Source organism: Bradyrhizobium sp. AUGA SZCCT0283, from assembly GCF_018130385.1.
GTDB lineage: Bacteria > Pseudomonadota > Alphaproteobacteria > Rhizobiales > Xanthobacteraceae > Bradyrhizobium.
Genome location: NZ_JAFCLU010000007.1, coordinates 268,593 through 286,756, shown reverse-complemented (window position 1 = coordinate 286,756; position 18,164 = coordinate 268,593). Strand labels below are relative to the sequence as shown.

The 18,164-nt window shown below is 61.1% G+C and carries 19 protein-coding genes and 1 tRNA gene; 9 read left to right on the top strand and 11 right to left on the bottom strand.

Going from position 1 to position 18,164, the window contains the following annotated elements; translation table 11 throughout:
* Nucleotides 1-38: 38 nt before the first annotated feature.
* The 3 genes from mauJ to JQ624_RS13045 are packed head-to-tail and all read right to left on the bottom strand — an operon-like array spanning nt 39 to nt 2,292.
* Nucleotides 39-905: a methylamine utilization protein MauJ gene (mauJ, locus tag JQ624_RS13055; RefSeq protein WP_409334320.1), complete on the bottom strand. Its 867-nt coding sequence runs from the start codon at nt 903-905 to the stop codon at nt 39-41.
* A 6-nt stretch (nt 906-911) separates the two neighbouring features.
* Complete coding sequence (locus JQ624_RS13050) at nt 912-1,691, bottom strand: hypothetical protein (RefSeq protein WP_212419277.1); 780 nt, start codon at nt 1,689-1,691, stop codon at nt 912-914.
* Between the two features lies 1 nt (nt 1,692).
* Nucleotides 1,693-2,292: a hypothetical protein gene (locus JQ624_RS13045; protein WP_212419276.1), complete on the bottom strand. Its 600-nt coding sequence runs from the start codon at nt 2,290-2,292 to the stop codon at nt 1,693-1,695.
* A 182-nt stretch (nt 2,293-2,474) separates the two neighbouring features.
* Here JQ624_RS13045 and JQ624_RS13040 point away from each other — a divergent pair, with 182 nt between their 5' ends.
* The 3 genes from JQ624_RS13040 to ligD are packed head-to-tail and all read left to right on the top strand — an operon-like array spanning nt 2,475 to nt 3,913.
* Entirely contained in the window at nt 2,475-2,708 is a 234-nt protein-coding gene (locus JQ624_RS13040; RefSeq protein WP_212419275.1) for a hypothetical protein, read from the top strand.
* Nucleotides 2,708-2,935 carry a hypothetical protein gene (locus tag JQ624_RS13035; protein WP_212419294.1) on the top strand — a complete coding sequence of 76 codons (228 nt, stop codon included), beginning with the start codon at nt 2,708-2,710 and terminating at the stop codon, nt 2,933-2,935. The genes JQ624_RS13040 and JQ624_RS13035 overlap by 1 nt, the downstream gene beginning before the upstream one ends.
* Before the next feature lie 30 nt (nt 2,936-2,965).
* Nucleotides 2,966-3,913, top strand: coding sequence for a non-homologous end-joining DNA ligase (gene ligD / locus JQ624_RS13030; RefSeq protein ID WP_312014416.1), 948 nt, complete (start codon nt 2,966-2,968; stop codon nt 3,911-3,913).
* Nucleotides 3,914-3,989: 76 nt separating this feature from the next.
* Here ligD and JQ624_RS13025 read toward each other — a convergent pair whose 3' ends face one another.
* From JQ624_RS13025 to JQ624_RS13010, 4 genes are all read right to left on the bottom strand, one after another.
* On the bottom strand, nt 3,990-4,178 hold the full coding sequence (locus tag JQ624_RS13025) for a hypothetical protein (protein ID WP_212419274.1): 189 nt from the start codon (nt 4,176-4,178) through the stop codon (nt 3,990-3,992).
* Between the two features lie 180 nt (nt 4,179-4,358).
* Nucleotides 4,359-4,435, bottom strand: a tRNA-His gene (locus JQ624_RS13020).
* Between the two features lie 243 nt (nt 4,436-4,678).
* The gene (locus JQ624_RS13015; RefSeq protein WP_212419273.1) at nt 4,679-5,113 is read right to left on the bottom strand and encodes a phasin; all 435 of its coding nucleotides are present in this window, start codon (nt 5,111-5,113) and stop codon (nt 4,679-4,681) included.
* A 259-nt stretch (nt 5,114-5,372) separates the two neighbouring features.
* On the bottom strand, nt 5,373-5,756 hold the full coding sequence (locus JQ624_RS13010) for a phasin family protein (protein WP_212419272.1): 384 nt from the start codon (nt 5,754-5,756) through the stop codon (nt 5,373-5,375).
* Between the two features lie 265 nt (nt 5,757-6,021).
* Here JQ624_RS13010 and JQ624_RS13005 point away from each other — a divergent pair, with 265 nt between their 5' ends.
* Nucleotides 6,022-9,315, top strand: a complete 3,294-nt coding sequence (locus JQ624_RS13005; protein ID WP_409334317.1) for a PAS domain-containing protein — start codon at nt 6,022-6,024, stop codon at nt 9,313-9,315.
* Nucleotides 9,316-9,347: 32 nt separating this feature from the next.
* Here JQ624_RS13005 and JQ624_RS13000 read toward each other — a convergent pair whose 3' ends face one another.
* Entirely contained in the window at nt 9,348-10,013 is a 666-nt protein-coding gene (locus JQ624_RS13000; protein ID WP_283816911.1) for a glutathione S-transferase family protein, read from the bottom strand.
* Between the two features lie 164 nt (nt 10,014-10,177).
* Between JQ624_RS13000 and JQ624_RS12995 the strand changes: the two genes are divergently transcribed.
* From JQ624_RS12995 to JQ624_RS12980, 4 genes are all read left to right on the top strand, one after another.
* A complete protein-coding gene (locus tag JQ624_RS12995; protein ID WP_212419270.1) occupies nt 10,178-10,822 on the top strand; it encodes a TetR/AcrR family transcriptional regulator in 645 nt (214 codons plus the stop codon).
* Nucleotides 10,823-10,939: 117 nt separating this feature from the next.
* On the top strand, nt 10,940-11,905 hold the full coding sequence (locus JQ624_RS12990) for a tripartite tricarboxylate transporter substrate binding protein (RefSeq protein ID WP_212419269.1): 966 nt from the start codon (nt 10,940-10,942) through the stop codon (nt 11,903-11,905).
* A complete protein-coding gene (locus JQ624_RS12985; protein WP_212419268.1) occupies nt 11,902-12,387 on the top strand; it encodes a tripartite tricarboxylate transporter TctB family protein in 486 nt (161 codons plus the stop codon). Before JQ624_RS12990 ends, JQ624_RS12985 begins: the two co-directional genes overlap by 4 nt.
* Entirely contained in the window at nt 12,387-13,886 is a 1,500-nt protein-coding gene (locus tag JQ624_RS12980) for a tripartite tricarboxylate transporter permease (RefSeq protein WP_212419267.1), read from the top strand. Before JQ624_RS12985 ends, JQ624_RS12980 begins: the two co-directional genes overlap by 1 nt.
* 610 nt (nt 13,887-14,496) lie before the next feature.
* Here the strand turns inward: JQ624_RS12980 and JQ624_RS12975 are convergent.
* Nucleotides 14,497-15,660 (bottom strand): hypothetical protein, encoded by a 1,164-nt coding sequence (locus JQ624_RS12975; protein WP_212419266.1) that lies wholly within the window; start codon nt 15,658-15,660, stop codon nt 14,497-14,499.
* Between the two features lie 726 nt (nt 15,661-16,386).
* On the opposite strand from JQ624_RS12975, the gene JQ624_RS12970 reads away from it, so the two are divergent.
* Nucleotides 16,387-17,214, top strand: a complete 828-nt coding sequence (locus JQ624_RS12970; RefSeq protein WP_212419265.1) for a metallophosphoesterase — start codon at nt 16,387-16,389, stop codon at nt 17,212-17,214.
* Here JQ624_RS12970 and JQ624_RS12965 read toward each other — a convergent pair.
* Together JQ624_RS12965 and JQ624_RS12960 are read right to left on the bottom strand one after the other, a co-directional pair.
* Nucleotides 17,153-17,638: a Crp/Fnr family transcriptional regulator gene (locus JQ624_RS12965; protein WP_212419264.1), complete on the bottom strand. Its 486-nt coding sequence runs from the start codon at nt 17,636-17,638 to the stop codon at nt 17,153-17,155. The two genes, JQ624_RS12970 and JQ624_RS12965, sit on opposite strands and share 62 nt — an antisense overlap.
* A 135-nt stretch (nt 17,639-17,773) precedes the next feature.
* Complete coding sequence (locus JQ624_RS12960; RefSeq protein ID WP_212419263.1) at nt 17,774-18,091, bottom strand: helix-turn-helix transcriptional regulator; 318 nt, start codon at nt 18,089-18,091, stop codon at nt 17,774-17,776.
* Nucleotides 18,092-18,164 lie beyond the last annotated feature (73 nt).

Below are 18,164 nucleotides of genomic sequence, written 5' to 3'. Positions count from 1 at the left end.
GCGCCACAGCAGTGCGTCAATTACTTTCGGCATGCTGGCTATGGACAATGACCCGCATCAAGTGGAAAGCGCTCTAGTCTATCGCGCGTCCGATAAAGGGAACTTGAGTCTGGGACGCCCAGCTCGTCGCGGATATAGACGCGAGCAAGTTCTTCGATGATGACGAGGTCTGCCGACAAGCGTTTTCTGTCCGCGGGAATGTCGGGATCAATTATTTCACCTTCGAGTGATGCGTGAGCTACTGCACAACGTCCGCTCTCAAACAAATGGCTAGCTACATCGATGCCTGCGGCGCGCAATTCCGCAACTCGCTTCGCTGCCCTGTCCGTAAGCTTGTCGATATTTGCAGCAATCCATCTACCTCTTTTCCTTCCATCTTTGAATTGTGATTCGATGACTTTGTAAAAGCTCAGGAAAGCGTAGCTGTCGTGCACTTCATCGAGGCGCTTCCCTTCACGCCAAAACGCGAGTGCCTTTCGGACATTGTCGTCCTCAATAATCGGCATGTGGTTGCAGTTAAAAGATTTGGCACCAGCAATTCCCATTGACGAGTAAACGGTCCGGGCGCCGTAAAGAGCTGGATGGCTGCCATATATATAGCCCGAGACGTCAACGTAGCCCCTCTCGAACCAGCTTAGAATCGAAGTAAATCTATAGATCTTTGCTATCGCCGCATCGGCCCCGCCAGCGGCATCATCGCACGCAATGGTGATTCCGGGCGGAGATGGTTTGCCATCGCGTTCGCTTCCGCGCAGGAAGTATTCGTCGCCAGCGTATTTAACACATACGTCGAATGATGGCCACGAAATGGACGAAGCGACACCTGCAGTCAGCCAGCCTCGACGACTACGCAGCTTGCGATCTACGTCCTCACCGAAAGTGTGTGGGATGTAAGGCGTTTTCATCGACACTTACGACGGCTGCTCTAGATCAAGAGCTAGAACCACATTGTTGACGAGGTCGGTTACAACGTCGTCGGCTTGCGCCTGAACGACAACCATGGTGGATGGGTGTGCGGCGGTGTTTCTCTTGCCCAGCTTCTCTTTCAGCGTCCGGATTAGGTTGTCATTGAGGAGGTTGGCGGTTTTGCACAATTCGATGATTTCAAACTCTTTCAAGTTATCGGCGAAGTCGTCATAGCGGTTGATGAAAATGCTTGCCTTCTTTGGGCTATTTTGGAATTTCTTCGGGATTGCAGCGTTGAACGCGGCCAACCGCGACGGATCATTGAATATCCAATTCAGAAGGTGATCAAAGGCCAGATTCCAGGTCATGACGATACAAGCCCGGTAGGCTCGGACGCGGTAGCAATCTATGGCCTCGATGAGGAAGACCTTCTCCGCGATGTCAGGCACCTTATCCGGAAGATCAGTCAAGAGTTTGCTCACGACCTGCATGGTCGGATGGTTTGTGTACTTCGCGTCAAGCTGGCTACGCACGGCTCTGGTGAGCTTAAACCCATTGCGCTCACGCGCTAGGTCCGGCGTGTTCATAGAAGACATACGCATGACGTATTTGCCAACGTCATCCGGGACCATGTGAAGCTCTTTGTACAAGGCGCGGATGTTGTCCGAGCCGAAATGCTCTTGGTCCCGGTGCGTGTGTAGATACCAAGCGAAAAGCTGTATCTTCTCCCGTGGTGGCAGTTTGTCGAAGCCTGCCACTTGGTCAACGAGTTCGGTTAGCTTCATTCTAAGTCGCCGAGCTTTCCTTGGCCTTCGCCAGCCCGAGCTGGTTGATGGCATACTTTCCGGTCTCGGGAGACTCAAAATACTGCTTGTGCTTGAGCTCGCGGAGCGGTTGCGCGAAGTCGTTGATGTTGGTCGGCCAACCCAAATGACGATAGCAGGTGTAAATGTGCCGCTCGTCGATCACTTCGATGCTGCGATGATCGTGCAGCCATGCCGCGATTGCCAGGTAGCGCTTATGGTTGCTCTTGAACGTGCCGATAGATGACAGGGGCGGATCGCTAGTGACATCAACCTCGTTGACGACTTGCGGCTTAGGCGCAACGCGGCGCTGGACCTTCTTCTTCTGTGCGGCCGGCGTCACATCGACGGTCTCGTCCTCTTCGAGGGCGTCGAACAAATCGGGCTCGTCATGCTCCTCGGCAGCGTCGTTGCCGTTCAACTGAGACGCAGCAGGCGGGAGCCTCTTTGGAGCCGGGTTCGGCCCGCGCAATGCGTTGGTGATGGCCTGCGTGACCATTGGAATTTGGTCGTCGGCAATCTCGGCGTCGAACATAATGAACTTGATGCGGGAGGTCCCGGTCGGTTTCGAACTCTTTGCCATTACAAGGTTTCCAAACTAAAGGGGGCGAATCATATGTTGTGGAACTAGACGGATGTATCCCCCGGTTGCAGGCCCCACAAGGGAAATTCCCGGTTTGTTCCACGTTATCCGGCTTATCCGCACCTTGACCATGTGTTCATGTTATGTTCTCATGCAGACCTCCCGTTACACCAAGGCGAAGCATGCCGGATATCGAAAGCATTCGGGTTGAGATCGAACGTATGCGCATTCAGGTCTATCGCCAGCGCGGTGACATTCGGCGACTGCAAAGAGCAGGCATTCCCACGGCGTCTGCTGAAACGTTGCTGGATCGGATGTTGCACAACATCGATAGACTTTGTGAGGAACGCGACCGGCTGAAGAAAGAGCTGCCCGGGCCGAACAAGGGGAAAGCGCTGGGAGGGCGTCGGTGGTGATGAGCAAGCCTCTCAAATGGTACGACGACAACGCCAACAACCACGAGTTCATTAAAGCGCTTGCGGAAGTTCGGCGGTTAGCTCAGCGCGAAGGTTGTTGTTATCAGCACGTTCAAGCGATCACTGTCGCTATCGACCAGTACGCCGAAGCGGCGCTGGGTAACCGGGATTACTTTCTAAACAAGCCCTATAGTATCGGTGGTGGCAGGAGCGATCACGTCCCCTGATTGTTCGGGATTCCACTGAAGTAGGCAAGAATGCTCGTCGTGGCCCTCCAAGCGCGGCGGGCGTTTTTGTTTATGAGTTGCGTTGTGTCGAAACGAATTTCTATGCCGGGGTTCATTAAGCCCCAGCTTGCAACGTTGAAGTCCAAAGCGCCGAAGGGCGCGCAATGGCTTCACGAAATCAAATTCGACGGCTACCGCATCCAGGTCCACATCAACAGGGGAAGGAAGAAGGTCTTCACCCGTAACGGGCTCGACTGGACCAAGCGGTTCTCTGTGATTGCCGGCGCGCTCGACATTCCAGGCGAAGCCATCATCGATGGGGAAGTGGTCGTCACCCATGAAGGTCGAACCAATTTCTCAGAACTGCAAGCGGAGCTGGCGGCGGGCAGGCAGGACCGGCTAGTTTACTACGCCTTCGATCTGCTCTGGCGTGACGGCGACCTTCGCAAGCTTCAACAGATTGAGCGCAAGCAGGCGCTGCTCGACCTTCTTACTGAAAACGACATTGAGCTGCCAGTCCTCTACTCAGAACATCTCACCGGAGACGGACAGAAGATGTTCGAACACGCTGCCAAGCTGAACTGGGAAGGCATCATCTCCAAAAACGCAGGAGCACCCTACCGCTCCGACCGTAACGAGGCCTGGCTGAAAATCAAAACCGTCCAGAAGGGCAAATTCCCGGTCGTCGGCTTCGTCAAAGATCCCACCGGCGTTGCCGCTCTCTACCTCGGTAAGAAGGAAGGCAAAGACCTAGTCTACATGGGCAAGGTCGGAACGGGATGGTCCCGCACCGTCTCAAGCCAAATCAGGAAGCAGCTCGATACGGTCGTCAGCCCACAGTCAAAGCTCACCAAGCCCATTAAGAAGCCGAAGGCCACATGGGTTGAGCCAACCTTCGTCGCCGACGTCGAATACCGCGACATCACCTCAGAAGGTCTTTTGCGAGCGAGTTCGTTTAAGGGGCTATCTCGGAAATAGGAGTGTTGGCGCTTGGCGGTGGTGGCCGAAACGGTACCTTGGTCGCCATCGCAATGAATCCGAGTCTGCCACGCGATTATTTGATCCACGCCTGGATGACCGGCACCGCAGCAATCACGCCAGCAACGGCGGCAATTCCCGCAAGGATCAGCATTGCCCACGTGAGCCGAGTGTTGGATCGCTGGCCGCGTTCGAAGCTCTGACGGAGCCTCTCGGTCGCATCCGAGCCAGAAAATTCGCCAATGGGTAGACCGCCCTTGCCCATGAAAACCTCCGGTTAAGTTCGACAGGAGATAACCGGGAGTCGGGTGACTTCGCCACCGTTCATCGCAAACATCTCGTATTATTCACAGGGCTCAACGGATGGATGCGTGCGCCGTTACTTCACCCGTTACTTTTGAAGGTATCGGCCCGGAGATCACTTCATCTAAGCTGCTGATTTTGTTGGTACAGTTGGGTGGGCTCGAACCACCGACCTCCTGTTCCACAGACAGGCGCTCTAACCAACTGAGCTACAACTGCATCCCTCACGCGAGGCCCTCAAAAAAGGGGGGCGCGAATGGGCCGGAAACTAGGTGCAACGCCTCGCTTTGGCAAGGCCGTGAAGCGCCTCATTATAGTCGTCCGGAAGGCATTTTGCGTTCATTTGCCGGGCCCCTCGGCCCAGCCCCGGCGGCCCGCCAAAATCATCCCTTAATCGTTCCTTGGGCAGCAAAAAGCCCGGGCCGCTTGGCCCGGGCTTTTCGTGATCAATACCGGAAGCGATCAGGCGGCCGGCTTGTAAAGCTTCGAGGCCGAGGCCTTGATTGGCTCGACGGTCTCGGTCGCGACCTTCTGGCCGAGCTCGGCGAGCTCCTTGGCTTGCGCCGTCAAGGTCTCGTACTGCTTCTTGGCATGCGAGGTCCACAGCTCGAGCGCGGCGGCCGGCGTCTTCACGCCGAACAGCTCCTGCGCGAAATCGAGCGAGGAGGAAGTGTTGGCCTTGAAGAACTCGATCAGCTTGGCGTTGTACTCGCTGGCGCCCTTGCTGGCCGAGGTGAACACGGCCTCGATGGTGCCGTTATGGGTTTCGGCGGCATCCTTGAACTTGGCGTAGCTGTCGCGGGCCTGCGAAACGCCCTTTTCGGCAAGCGCGCGCATCTGCTCGGGGACTTCGAAGGGAATGATGGAGGCGGAGAAGGGATCGGTGGAGCTGGTCACGGCTTGCATCCTTCACAATGGGGTTAAACGATGTTCCCCCTTGCGGACGCCTGGCGGGCAATCGGCCGAGACGCCGAAGGGATCACGTACACGCACATTCACGGAAGTGCCCATCCACGGGCTCGCCTAATAAGCACCCATATCATGTCAAATTTGTGCAGCGCAATGCAGTTTCCGGTGCGACGCCGCATATTCGATCGTGCAGGGATGCCCATTCGGCCGGGCTATCCAGTGGTTGAACCCCGCCGACGCCGGCAGGTCAGGCTTTCGGCTTCGCCGCCTCCATGGCGGCCTTGCCGACGACCTGGCTCATTTCGCTGGCCTGCTCCGCCAGCGCGCGCATCTGCGCCTGCACATATTCGCCGTGCAGCCGCATCACTTCGGGCAAATCCCTGGCTTTCAGCAGCGATTGCGCGTGATCGAGCGAGGCCTGCACGTTCTGCTCGGCATAGGCGATGGCCTTGCTGCTGACGTCCTTGGCGCCGGCGCGAACCGTGGCGTTGCGCTCCTCGATGGTGCCGGCGGCGGCCTGCGCAGAGTCGACGAACTTCTCAAACGTCTTGCGGGCCTGCTCGAAGCTCGCTTCCGCCATCGATCGCATTTCCTTGGGTATCTCGAAAGGCTCTCGCGCATCGTCGCTCATTCTGTGCTCCTTTGCGTTGGCAGGGATTGCGTCCGGCTACCGCCAGGGGGCCGCTCCGGGACGGATGCGGCGCCGGGGAGGTTCCTCTTTGAACCCTTGACGGCCGTTTGCAACCACCCAACGCGGCGGCCGGCCAAAGGGTCCCGCCGGATTAAGGTTATCCGCGGCTTAATTTCCTCCAGCCCGCCGGGCCGTGGACCTGCCGCTGCCGGCTTGCGATAGTAACGATCGCTTAACGCTGTCGGCATCCTGACTGCCGATCCCGATGCCGGACGGTCATGTGGTTGCGATGAAGGATGCGGAATATCAGTGGCTGGCGCAGAGCGATCCGCGACTGGCGGCCTACGCGGCGAGCCGCCTGCCCGCCTGGCTGTGGACGGCCGACGGCAAGCGGATCCTGTGGGCCAATCCGGCCGGCGCACGCCTGTTCGGCGTGGCCAGCGCCGCAGCCCTTGCCGAAAAAACCTTCGGGCCGGCCGACCGGCACCGGCGGCAGATCGCGCGGCTCGCAGGCCGGCTGCTCGCCAACGGCGCCATCCGGCTGGAGCGCTTGCAGGGATTTGGCGCGGCGCCCGGCATGCTCTCGACCTGCGGCTGTTCGCGGTTCGACTTTCCCGATGGCAGCCACGGCGTTCTGATCGCCGCCGGCAACATCGCGCTGATCGCGCCGCAACCGGCGCAGGCACAGCCCGACGACGAGATGCAGCCGCAAACCACATCATCAGAGCCCCCCTTATCAGAGCCGGTCTTATCAGAGCCGATCTCGCAGCCGAGCGCACCCGCCATGCCCGTTGTCGAGCAACCGGTCGCACCGCAACCGGCTCCCGATTACCAGCTGCCGGCGCAATCGGGCGAAGCGCCCGCCGAGTTTGCGTTGTTCGATGCGTTTGCCGAGCCAGCCATTGCCGAGGAGCCGCCCGCGGCCGAATCTATTCCGCGCGCGCCGCCACCTGCCATCGAAGCGTTTGCCGGCCAGCGGCAGGCGCGCCGCCTGCCGCTGCGCTTCACCTGGCAGATGGATCGCGAAGGCCGCTTCACGCTCGGCACCGACGAATTCGCAAGCCTGATCGGCCCGCGCACCACGGCCGCTTTCGGCCGGCCATGGCGCGAGATCGCCGAGACCTTCGGATTCGATCCCACCGGCCGGATGATGCAGGCCTTTGCGACGGGCGCGACCTGGAGCGGCATCACGCTGAACTGGCCGGTCGACGGCGGCGGCACCTTGCCCGTCGAACTGTCCGGCCTGCCGGTCTTCGACGGGGCGCGGAATTTCATCGGCTATCGCGGCTTCGGCGTCTGCCGCGATTTCGACGCCCTGGCGCGTCTCGCTGCCCTACGTCTGGCGGAATTGTCCGGTGAGATGGTGACGCCGCACGAACCGTCCGCTGCGCCATCTGCCGAGCCGGCCGACGTCGCCCCGCCTTCATCAGACGAATTGCCTGAACCGATTGCTGCCAAGACTTCTGCTGCAGAGCCTTCTGCTGCAGAGCCTTCTGCTGCAGAGCCTTCTGCTGCAGAGCCTTCTGCTGCAGAGCCTTCTGCTGCAGAGCCTTCTGCTGCAGAGACTTCTGCTGCAGAGCCTTCTGCTGCAGAGACTTCTGCTGCAGAGCCTTCACATCAAAAAGATTTGGAAACGCCCGTGGAACCTCCCAAGGAAGCCCTAGAGGAAAGCGTCCCGGAAATCGCCAGGGACGCGCTGACGGAAACTGCAACGGGGTTGCCGGCGGACGCCGCCGCAAACGTCTTGCCGTTCCGCGCCCCGGGCGAAGCGAAGCAGCCATCGCTGACGCCGGTTGAAAACAGCGCCTTCGACGAACTCGCGCGGCAATTGTCGGCGCGGCTCGACACCGAGAACGGCAACGAGGCGGTGGACGCCGCCGGCGAAACCATCTTTGAACAGCAGGCTGTGCGCGAACCGGCCCCCGCGCCGCCGGAATGGCTGGCGCCACCCGAGCCGCCGGCACGCGGCGAAGCGGCGCGCGACAAGGCGCTGCTCGATCTGTTGCCGGTCGGGATCCTGATCTACCGGCTCGACCGGCTGCTGTACGCCAACCCCGCCTTCCTGACGCAGATGGGCTATCCGGGCCTGCATGCGCTGGAAGATGCCGGCGGCCTCGACGCGCTCTATGTCGAACCCGGCGTATCCAACGCCTCCTCGACATCGGACACCGGCAAGCCGGTGACGATTTCGGCAAGCCAGCCGACGGATGCGGATGCGCCGCCAGCGGCGGCCGACGCGCGCCTCTACACCATCTCGTGGGACGGCGATTCCGCCCTCGCCTTGATCTTCTCGGGCACGCGCCATGAGAGCGCGGCGATCGCGGCCGCCATCGCGCGAGCCGAGCCGGTATCGGAGCTCGAACCGGCGGTATCGGAGCCCGAACCGGCGGTATCGGAGACCGAACCGGCGGTATCGGAGCCTGACGCTTCCGAGCCGTCCGATGTCGGCCATGCCAACGCCGAAGACCTCGCCGCCATCCTCGACACCACCGCCGAAGGCATCCTGATGTTCGACGCCGACGGCAACATCAACGCGGCCAACCGCAGCGCCGAAGCGCTGTTCGGCCATGACGGCGACGAACTCGCGCGCCGCAATCTCGCCGATCTGTTTGCGCCCGAAAGCCAGCACGGCGTGTTCGAATATCTCGCCGGCATCAAGGCTTCCGGCGTCGCCAGCCTGCTCGATCACGGCCGCGAGGTGCTGGCGCGCGAAAGCAAGGGCGGCATCATCCCGCTGTCGATGACCATGGGCCGCACCCGCCCTGATGGCCCGAATTTCTTCGCGGTGTTCCGCGATCTCTCGCAGGCCAAGAAGACCGAGAGCGAATTGCGCGAAGCGCGGCGGCTGGCCGAACGCGCCGCCAATGCCAAGGCCGACGTGCTGGCCCGGATCAGCCACGAGGTGCGGACGCCACTGAACGCCATCATCGGCTTTTCCGAAGTGATGATCGGCGAGCGTTTCGGCGCGCTCGGCAACGAGCGCTACCTCGAATACATGAAGGACATCCGCGCCTCCGGCGAACGCGTGATCGCCATCATCAACGACCTGCTTGATCTCAGCCGGATCGAAACCGGCAAGCTCGATCTGGCTTTCACCAACCAGAACCTCAACGAGCTGGTCGAGAGCTGCGTTGCGGTGTTGCAGCCGCAGGCCAACCGCGAGCGCATCATCATCCGCACCTCGCTCGCGCACATGTTGCCGGCTGTGATCGCGGACGCGCGGGCCTTGCGCCAGATCACGCTGAACCTGATCGGCAATTCGATCCACCTCGCCAATGCCGGTGGCCAGGTCATCGTCTCGACCGCGCTGTCCGATTTCGGCGAGGTGATGCTGCGGGTCCGCGACACCGGCCACGGCCTCAACGATAATGAGGTTGCCGCCGCGCTGCAGCCGTTCCGGACGCCGGCGCCGTCGGATCGGGCCGAGAGTTCGGCCGTGAGCCTGTCGCTGACCAAGGCGCTCGTCGAAGCCAACCGCGCCAAATTCCAGATCAAGACCGGCGGCCGTTCGGGCACGCTGATCGAGATCGTGTTTCCGCACGCGGTGGCGAGGGTCTGACCGGACAAACCGGCGCGTACCCGCGGCGTTGATCACGTCGCTTTTGACGGAAGAAATGCTGGAACGCTGAGGCCTTGGCCGCGCAAGTAATCGGCCATCGGTCCAACGACCTTGAGGACGGCCGGTCTTGCCGTCATGCGCTCCCGCCATTGTAGAAGCTTCGGCGTTTCGCTGGTCATGTCGGCACCCATACGGGCGCCGAAGAGCTGGGCCATATAGAACGCGATATCGGCAAAGGAATACGCGCCGCCAAGAAACTCGCTGTCGCCCACGATGTTCTCCATCGTTCGATAATAGGCGGCAGCGCCCGCGCGCGCGAGCTCCGCGGCGGGATCAAGCGGCGTTTTCCAGAGCTGCATCAGTTTGATGATTTGAGGGAAATAGACCTCATCCGATTCATGTTCCAGCCGGCGAGACCAGGCCCGCGCTGCAGACCTTGCAGGCCACAGCGCAGGATGAGGCTTGATGTCTTCAAGATACTCGAAAATCTGGGTGGAATCGAAGATCTCGAGGTCACCGTCGATCAGCACGGGGACCTGTCGTTTCGGATTGATGCGCAGGACTTCCGGATGCTTTGGCGCGTAACCCTCCTTCATGTTGAAGGGGACCATGACCAGTTCGAAGTCGATATTCTTCTCGTGCGCAGCGATTTGAACCTTTGCGCCGAACATGCTCAGCGGGCCGGAGAACAGCCGCATCTTGCGGTTGCTGCTTCGATGCGCTTCTCGATCGGATCGAACGTTCTCGTGCATCGATTTCCCGTCCCACAATCATCACAATAGGTGAGATCAAAACAAACAGGTTGCCCTGTTTTTGTCAATCCGATAGACGGCAGCTATGCCGATAGCGGTGGGAGTCCGTCATGACCAAGAAGCCAGCCAGCGGCCGCTCGCGAACCAACGATCCCGCCGGAGTGAGAAAACGCATCCTGGATGCAACAGCCGACGCCTTCCAGAAGCGTGGCTATCACTCGACCAGCACTCACGACATTGTTCGAGCGGCCGGCGTAACGGCGGGCGCCCTCCACCATCATTTCCCTACGAAGAAGGTCCTTGCGCTCAACGTCATCCAGGAGCGCGTGGCACAAGCCGTCGACACGTCTTGGCTCGAGCCGGTCAGGTCCGCTCGCGGCGCTGAGGAAGGGATACGCACGGCGTTCGAGCAGATCGCGTCGGCCCTTGACCGGTCCAGGACCATTCTGGGATGCCCGCTCAACAATCTGGCGCTCGAGCTTTGCGCGGCAGATTCCGAATTTCGTGAGGCGATCGAGAGAATCTATGACAATTGGCGCAAGGTGATTGCGGCCAAACTGCGGGCGGATTTCGCGGGCGCTTTAGACGCCGAGGCCTTGGCCACCTTCGTCATTGCGTCTTATTCAGGCGCTATGGCCCAGGCCAAGGCAACGCAAAGCACGGCTCCTCTTCGGACGTGTGCCGCGCAACTGGCGTTTCACTTTCGTTCAAGGCAAATGCCGAAGGCGAAACCCGCCCGCGCTTCAAGGGCGTAGCGAAATTTCCGAATCCGGTTCGGACTCGTAAAGGTCCTTCTGGACAGCGGCGCCGTTTCCGGCTGAAATGCGACGAATTGACACACAGCCGCTCTGTGTGAACCTGGAGGAAGCCCCATGATGCCGTTTTACACGCGCCTGTTCGGCGCGGCCGTCGCGTTGACACTTGCAGCAGGCCCTGCCCTCTCGCAGCAGCTCGAGCTCAAGATCATGGCGCCCGCAGCGCCCGGCGGCGGATGGGATCAGACCGCCCGCTCGATGCAGCAGGCGCTGGTCGCCGCCAAGATCGCCCGCAGCGTCCAGGTCACCAACGTGGCAGGCGCCGGCGGCAGCGTCGGCATCGCGCAGTTCGTCAACGGCGCCAAGGGCGACGGCAACCAGATGATGGTGAACGGCTTCGTCATGGTGGGCGCGCTCGCCATGAACAAATCGCCGGTGACGCTCGATCAGGTGACGCCGATTGCCCGCCTCACCGAGGAAATCCAGGTGATCGTGGTGCCTGCGAATTCGCCGATCAAGACGGCGCAGGATCTTGCCGCTGCGCTCAAGGCTGACATCGCCAAGGTGACCTTTGCCGGCGGCTCGGCCGGCGGCGTCGACCATGTGATGGCGGCGTTGTTTGCAGGCGCGATCGGCGCCGACGCCAAGAAGGTCAACTACATTCCATTTTCCGGAGGCGGCGAGTCGCTGGCGGCTATCCTTGGCGGCAAAGTCACCGCGGGCATTTCGGGAATGAGCGAATACGACGGTCAGATCAAGTCCGGAAAATTGCGCGCGCTCGGCGTGACGTCGGAGAAGCGCATCGCCGGCAGCGACATTCCGACCTTCAAGGAACAAGGCATCGACCTCGTGCTCGCCAACTGGCGCTCGGTGGTGGCGCCTCCCGGCATCACGCCGGAACAGCGCAAAGTCCTGAGCGATGCGGTCGAAAACATGGTCAAGTCGGACGCCTGGAAGGACATCCTCAAGCAGAAGGGCTGGGATGACGCCTATCTCGGCGGCGATGCGTTCGCCGATTTCCTGAAGAAGGAAACGACGCGCGTCACCGACGTGCTGAGGTCGGTCGGCCTCGTCAAATCATGACGGACCTTCCGCAGGGCCCGGCGTCACGGCGCATCGATCGTGCGGGCCTCGTCATTGCCTTCGCACTCGCGGCGCTTGCGGCGGTGCTGGTATGGGACTCGCGCCAACTGCAAACCACCACGATGTACGGCATGGGGCCCGAGGCGATGCCGGTCGTCATCGCCGTCGGGCTCGGCCTGCTTGCGATCGGCAATCTGATCGACGCGCTGCGCGGCAACCTGCCGCCGCGCGAAAGCGCCGATCCCAGGGCCGTGTGGCTGATCCTCGGGGGCCTGGCGCTCTTGATCGCCATCATCGGCCTTGGCGGCGGCTTCATCCTTGCGACCTCGGCATTGTTCGTCACGACCTCGGCTGCCTTCGGACGGCGCGCCATTCTCGCCGACTCCGCCATCGCTCTCGTGATGACCACCCTGATCTATCTCGCATTCGATCGGCTGCTGACGCTGAGCCTTCCCACCGGGCCTCTGGAAAGACTGCTGTAATGGAAACTTTCGCCGCGCTCGCGCATGGCATGGCTGTCGCCGTGCAGCCGATGAATCTGCTCTACGCGCTGATCGGCGTGTTCCTCGGCACCGCGGTCGGCGTGCTGCCCGGCATCGGTCCGGCGCTCACGGTCGCATTGCTGCTGCCGGTCACCTACAAGCTCGATCCCGGCGGCTCGCTGATCATGTTCGCCGGCATCTATTACGGCGGCATGTATGGCGGATCGACCACGGCCATCCTCATCAACACGCCCGGCGAAAGCGCGTCGATGGCGACCGCGCTCGAGGGCAACAAGATGGCCAAGGCCGGCCGCGGCGGTCCGGCGCTGGCGACGTCGGCGATCGGCTCGTTCGTCGCGGGCACCATCGCCACCATCGGTCTGGCCTTTCTGGCGCCGTGGCTGGTGGATTTCGCGGTGCGCTTCGGGCCCGAGGATTATTTCGCGCTGATGTGCGTGGCTTTTATCACCGTGTCGGCAACCTTCGGAGATTCGCCGGTCCGCGGTCTGACCAGCCTGTTCATCGGGCTGACGCTCGGGCTGATCGGCATCGACAAGCTCACCGGCCAGGCCCGGCTCGCTTTTGGCATCCCCGAACTGCTCGACGGCGTCGAGGTGACGACGCTGGCGGTCGGCCTGTTCGCCTTGGGCGAAGCGCTCTACGTCGCCTCGCGCCGCCATCATACCGAGGAAAAGATCGAGCCGGTGCGCGGCTCGCTATGGATGACAAGGGAAGACTGGAAGCGGTCATGGAAGCCGTGGCTGCGCGGGACGATGTTCGGCTTTCCGATCGGCGCGCTGCCTGCCGGCGGCGCGGAAATTCCGACATTCCTGTCCTACTCCACCGAGAAGCGGCTGACCAAACATCCGGAGGAATTCGGCAAGGGCGCGATCGAGGGCGTCGCAGGGCCGGAAGCCGCCAACAACGCTTCAGCCGCCGGCACGCTTGTGCCTTTGCTGACGCTGGGACTTCCGACCTCGGCAACGGCTGCGATGATGCTGGCGGGATTTCAGCAATATGGCCTGAATCCGGGACCGCTGCTGTTCGCCGAGCGCCCCGACCTGGTGTGGGGCCTGATCGCGAGTCTCTTCATCGCCAACGTCATGCTGCTGGTTCTCAACCTGCCGCTGGTCGGCCTGTGGGTGAAACTGCTCGCGATCCCGCAGCCGTGGCTTTACGCCGGCATTCTCGTGTTCGCGACCATGGGCACCATCGCGGCGAAGCCGTCGGTCGTCGAGCTGTCGATGCTGGCGGCTTTTGGCGTGCTGGGCTTTCTGATGCGCCGGTTCGATTTTCCGATCGCGCCTGTCGTCGTCGGTCTCATCCTGGGTCCGATCGCCGAAAGCCAGTTGCGCCGCGCGCTCGCCATCAGCCTCGGCGATCCCATCGTGCTGCTGCAAAGTCCGATGTCGGCCACCCTGCTCGGCATTGCGCTGGTCGCCCTGCTGGCGCCGTTCGTGCTGAAGGGACTAGGCCGCTTCAGGGCGAGCGAGGATTAGGGCGTGGACTCGTTAGCGCGCAGCCAAATTCGGATTGAGGCGAGTTTGAATTGACCTCCGCTTTCGGCGTCACAGCGGACGTGGCTGGACTTGCCGCTGGGTTGCCCCTGTAGCGAATGACCAAACCGGGCATTGAATACTCAGCGGAGGCGTTTGACAGTTCAGGTCGGATCCTATTCGGCGACTGGTACTTCGCTTCAAATTGCCGCCGCTAGGACGCCAGCGGCTATGTCGAAGATGGTGGCTGACTGTGAAGTACCTTACACCCCGTGTTCTCGGCTCGGGTTAACATTGCAAAGGCTTCTTGCTTTGAAGGAGGCATCCGATGCTCGCGACAATCAAATGGAACTCCCGATATAACGCTCGCGAATGGATGATGATGGCTGGAGCTCTCGTCGTCCAACTCAGCCCACGGAATGCATTACGACAGAGGGGTGAAAGCAAACCAAGGCGGCCACCCTGGAAGCACTTCGACGACACCCATCATTGGGACTCAAGCGCGGAGGAATGGGTGCCCAATGTTGATCAGTGATCGTGACAGGTGTTAGGCGTCCCGAAGGCCAGATTCCAAGACTTCAAGATCCTCTCGCCGGCGGGCCAGTCGAGGGCCCTAGGTCTGCCCGATCATCTTCCGGCAGAACGCCGCGCCCTCCTGCACGACGTCGCGGCCCCTCCAGGCGAGATAGGTAAGCCGGCCGCTCAGCGACTGATGGGTCCGCAGGCGGCGTGAAGCGAAGATATGGCCGACCTCCTCGGGGAAGCGGCTCACCTCGGCTTCGACCAGCGCAGCAATCCCGTCCATAATCTGGCGCAGACGTAAGCCCCAGTTCGATTGTTCGAACTGGTCGATGCGAACTTGCAGCGCGTATTCGGTATCGTAGATTTCGGTCAAAAGGTCCTTCGCGACGAGCACCCGATTGTGCTTGAACGCGATCCGCAAGGCGGTGCGCTTGTCGTCGAGCTGGTCGAGCGCCATGGTGACCGCGATGGCGTAGGGCGTGATGGCGATGTCCTCGGCATTCTTGCTGGCTGCCGCCTTGGTGGCGAGGCGGATCAGCTGCCAGGATGTCTTCAGCCGCTTTGCAACCAGCGTCAGCGCGAAAGGCACCGCATCGGCATTGGCCTTCCTCAAGGAGTCGAGCAGTGGCGCGATCCTCGCCACCTGTCCGTTGTCAAACTTCGAAATCCTTTCCGGTAATTTTGCGTTGAATTTCTCGAGCGCATCGCGCGCGCGCAGCGCGTGCAGCATCTTGACCACATCGTCGAAGGCTGTGCGCGCCGCGGTATATTGCGCAAGCTTGGCGCGGGCCAGCTCGGCACCGTCGGACGACCCAAGCGAATTCTCGAGAACCTTGACAATCTTGGTCTGAAACGCGGACGCGATCTTCAGCAATTCCTTGGAGTTGTGGGTGGCGTCCAGGTCGCCGACCGCCTTGCTATAGTCGCGCGCCATGGTCGGCAGCAGGTCGCGGCAAATCCACTCCCAGACCGGGACCAGCGAACTGCGCGAGATCCGCCCCGGATTGGCGTGCTCGGGCGCGCTATCGGTCAGAAAGGATTCGAGCGGCATGAAGAAATGGCGCAAAGGGCTGCCGGCGCGACTCTGTAGCGATCCATCCTTGCGGAATTCGGCCCGCAACTTGGCCAGGATATCGGACGAGCCCGGGATATCGATGCCGCACAGCTCCAGCCGCTCAAGCTCGCCGAGCAGACAGCTCCGCGACAGCGGCGTCAGCTCTTGCAGAAATTCCGAAAGCCGATCGGTCTGAATCATGGCACGCAATTTTCCGCAGCGATTCCCGAACGGTTATCATTCCGTTCTGTGGAGGCATTTGCGCGCTCTCTACTGCCGAAGAGAAGCAAGACATCATTAATTAAGCGGTAAAGCAGGAGGGGATTCTGCACATTGCGCGGGCCGTCGTTAAGAAGGTGTTTGCCGCAAAGCCCAGGATTTGGGCAGGCCCGCAACCGGTGAATGACCTCGCCTGGGCGGACTCAAGCACAAATTGTGCTGAAAACAAGGTGTTTACGCCGCCGAATGGGGTGAGGACCAAGTTCTATCGGTGATGATCAGCAATCCGGGCGCGGGCATCGACGGAGCACCAGCTGAGCAGCGCGACCGGAGATGATGAAGCGCAGTCGTGGAGGCTGATGCTTCCGAGCGCATTCTGGCCGGTCGAGAAAACCGCCGAGGAGCTCCGCCTCGACGTTCCAAATACGCTCGTGCTGACGAGATGATTGAATGCCGTGTGCACGCGTCTGTGGTTGGCACTTAGCGCGTTGTTTCGCTGCGAGGCGGAATTTGGTCGGCTATCGGCGCATATCGGACATCGAGTAGTCATCAAGCTCGATTTATGGGTACGCGCCCTGGTCCTTCCAGCCGGCCGATCGATCCCGTTTGAAGTCACGACCGGCACAATTCTTGCTCGAATCCACTATGCGTGAATGCATCCGCCTGCGGATCGCCTGTTTCATAGGCATTTTTGGATTTGAAATCATTATGCTCTGCCTTGTCGTTGCCGATTTGCATTATTCATTGCCGCAGTTCGACTGGCTGCTCGCGGCAGCTCCTGAATTCGACGTCGTCATTTTCGCCGGCGACGCGCTCGACATCGGATCGTTCGTCGATTTCCGCGCACAGATTCTGGTCGTGAAAAAATACCTGTCGCTGCTGTCGGGCATGACGCGGGTCATTCTCTGCTCGGGCAATCACGATCTCGACGAACGCAGCGCGGAAGGCGAAAAGATCGCGCGCTGGGTCGGTGATGTCAGAGAACTCGGCATCGCCTGCGACGGCGACGACCTCACCATCGGCGGCACGCTCTTTACGGTATGTCCGTGGTGGGACGGACCGCTGGTCAAGAGCCGCATCGAAGCCCAGCTTCGCGATGCCGCGCTCGAGCGCGCGCAACGCTGGATCTGGGTGCATCACGCGCCGCCGGCGGATTCGCCGACGAGCTGGGGCGGCAAGCGGTTCTTCGGCGACGTCGAACTGGTGCAATGGATCGCGCAGTATCAGCCGTCGATGGTGATCTCGGGCCATGTGCACCAGTCGCCCTTCATCCCCGACGGCTCGTGGTTCGACCGGCTTGGCGCGACCTGGGTATTCAACACCGGCCTGCAGCACGGCCGTCCGCCGGTCTATATCGTGCTCGACCTCGATGAGGGCACAGCCTTCTGGCTGGCGGCCGGCGAAGCGCAACGCATCGACCTGCGCGCACCCCTGCTGCGGCCGGCGGCGCCGGTCGAGAACCCACCCGCATGGCTCATATCCTTGGGTCGGATTGCCGATCCGAGCCTGGCGAGACCTGCGTCGGCGGCAGGTTGATCATGCTCTGCAGGAGTTCGCCGACCATCGAGAGATGGTTACCTTGCCCGGCATATTGATGCATCAGGTCGGCCAGATAGGTGTTGGCGACGTTGAGGCGTTGCGCCAGCAAGCGCGCGATCAATAGCGCCACCGCCGGCTGGTCGCGCAGGAACGCCGCGGCGTCGTCGAATTCGTACACGACGGAATCGGCGGCGGCGCGCACGGTTGCGGTATGCGGTTGATCGAGCAGGACCGACATCTCGCCCAGCATCGCCCCCGGCTCGGTCAGAACGGCGACGACGCTGTCGCCCTTGATGACCTCCAGCCGTCCTTCGAGCAGCACGAACAGATGTCCGGTCTTGCTGCCCTCGTGAATGAGGACCGTACCGGCCGGCAGCTTTCGTTCCAGCCCTCCGGTGCAATAGTCCAGAACCGCGCGCATCAGCTTCACCCCCGTGTCGGCCAAGACTAGGCACTGAGGATGCCAAGGTCGAACGGATAACATGCGCTTGGCTGCCCAAAATGTCAGCACGGAAAATCCAGCGCCGGCCCGGGCAGACGCGGCCTCGAACGAACATCAGATCTTTTCGAGCATAGCGGCTTTCAGCTTGGCAATGCGCGCTTCATCGCGCTTGTAGAACGTCCACTGCTTGACGCGCTTGGCGCTCACCAATCCGGCCTGCGACAATATCTTGAGGTGTTCGCTCACGGTAGGCTGGCTGACGCCGAGCTTCTCGGCGATCAAGACCCCGCAGACCCCGTCCCTGACAAGGTCGCCGTCAACCTGGGCCCGAAAATGCGCACGGGGGCGCTTGAGCCATTCCAGGATCAGCAGCCGCCGATCGCTGGCGAGCGCGCGAAAAGCAGACTCGACGTCATCATCGAAAGAAGTCATATTGCTAATTAGCTAAATGACTAATTCCTGTCAATCAGGCCTTGTTTCGATAAAGCCTTCTTATTTGATAAGC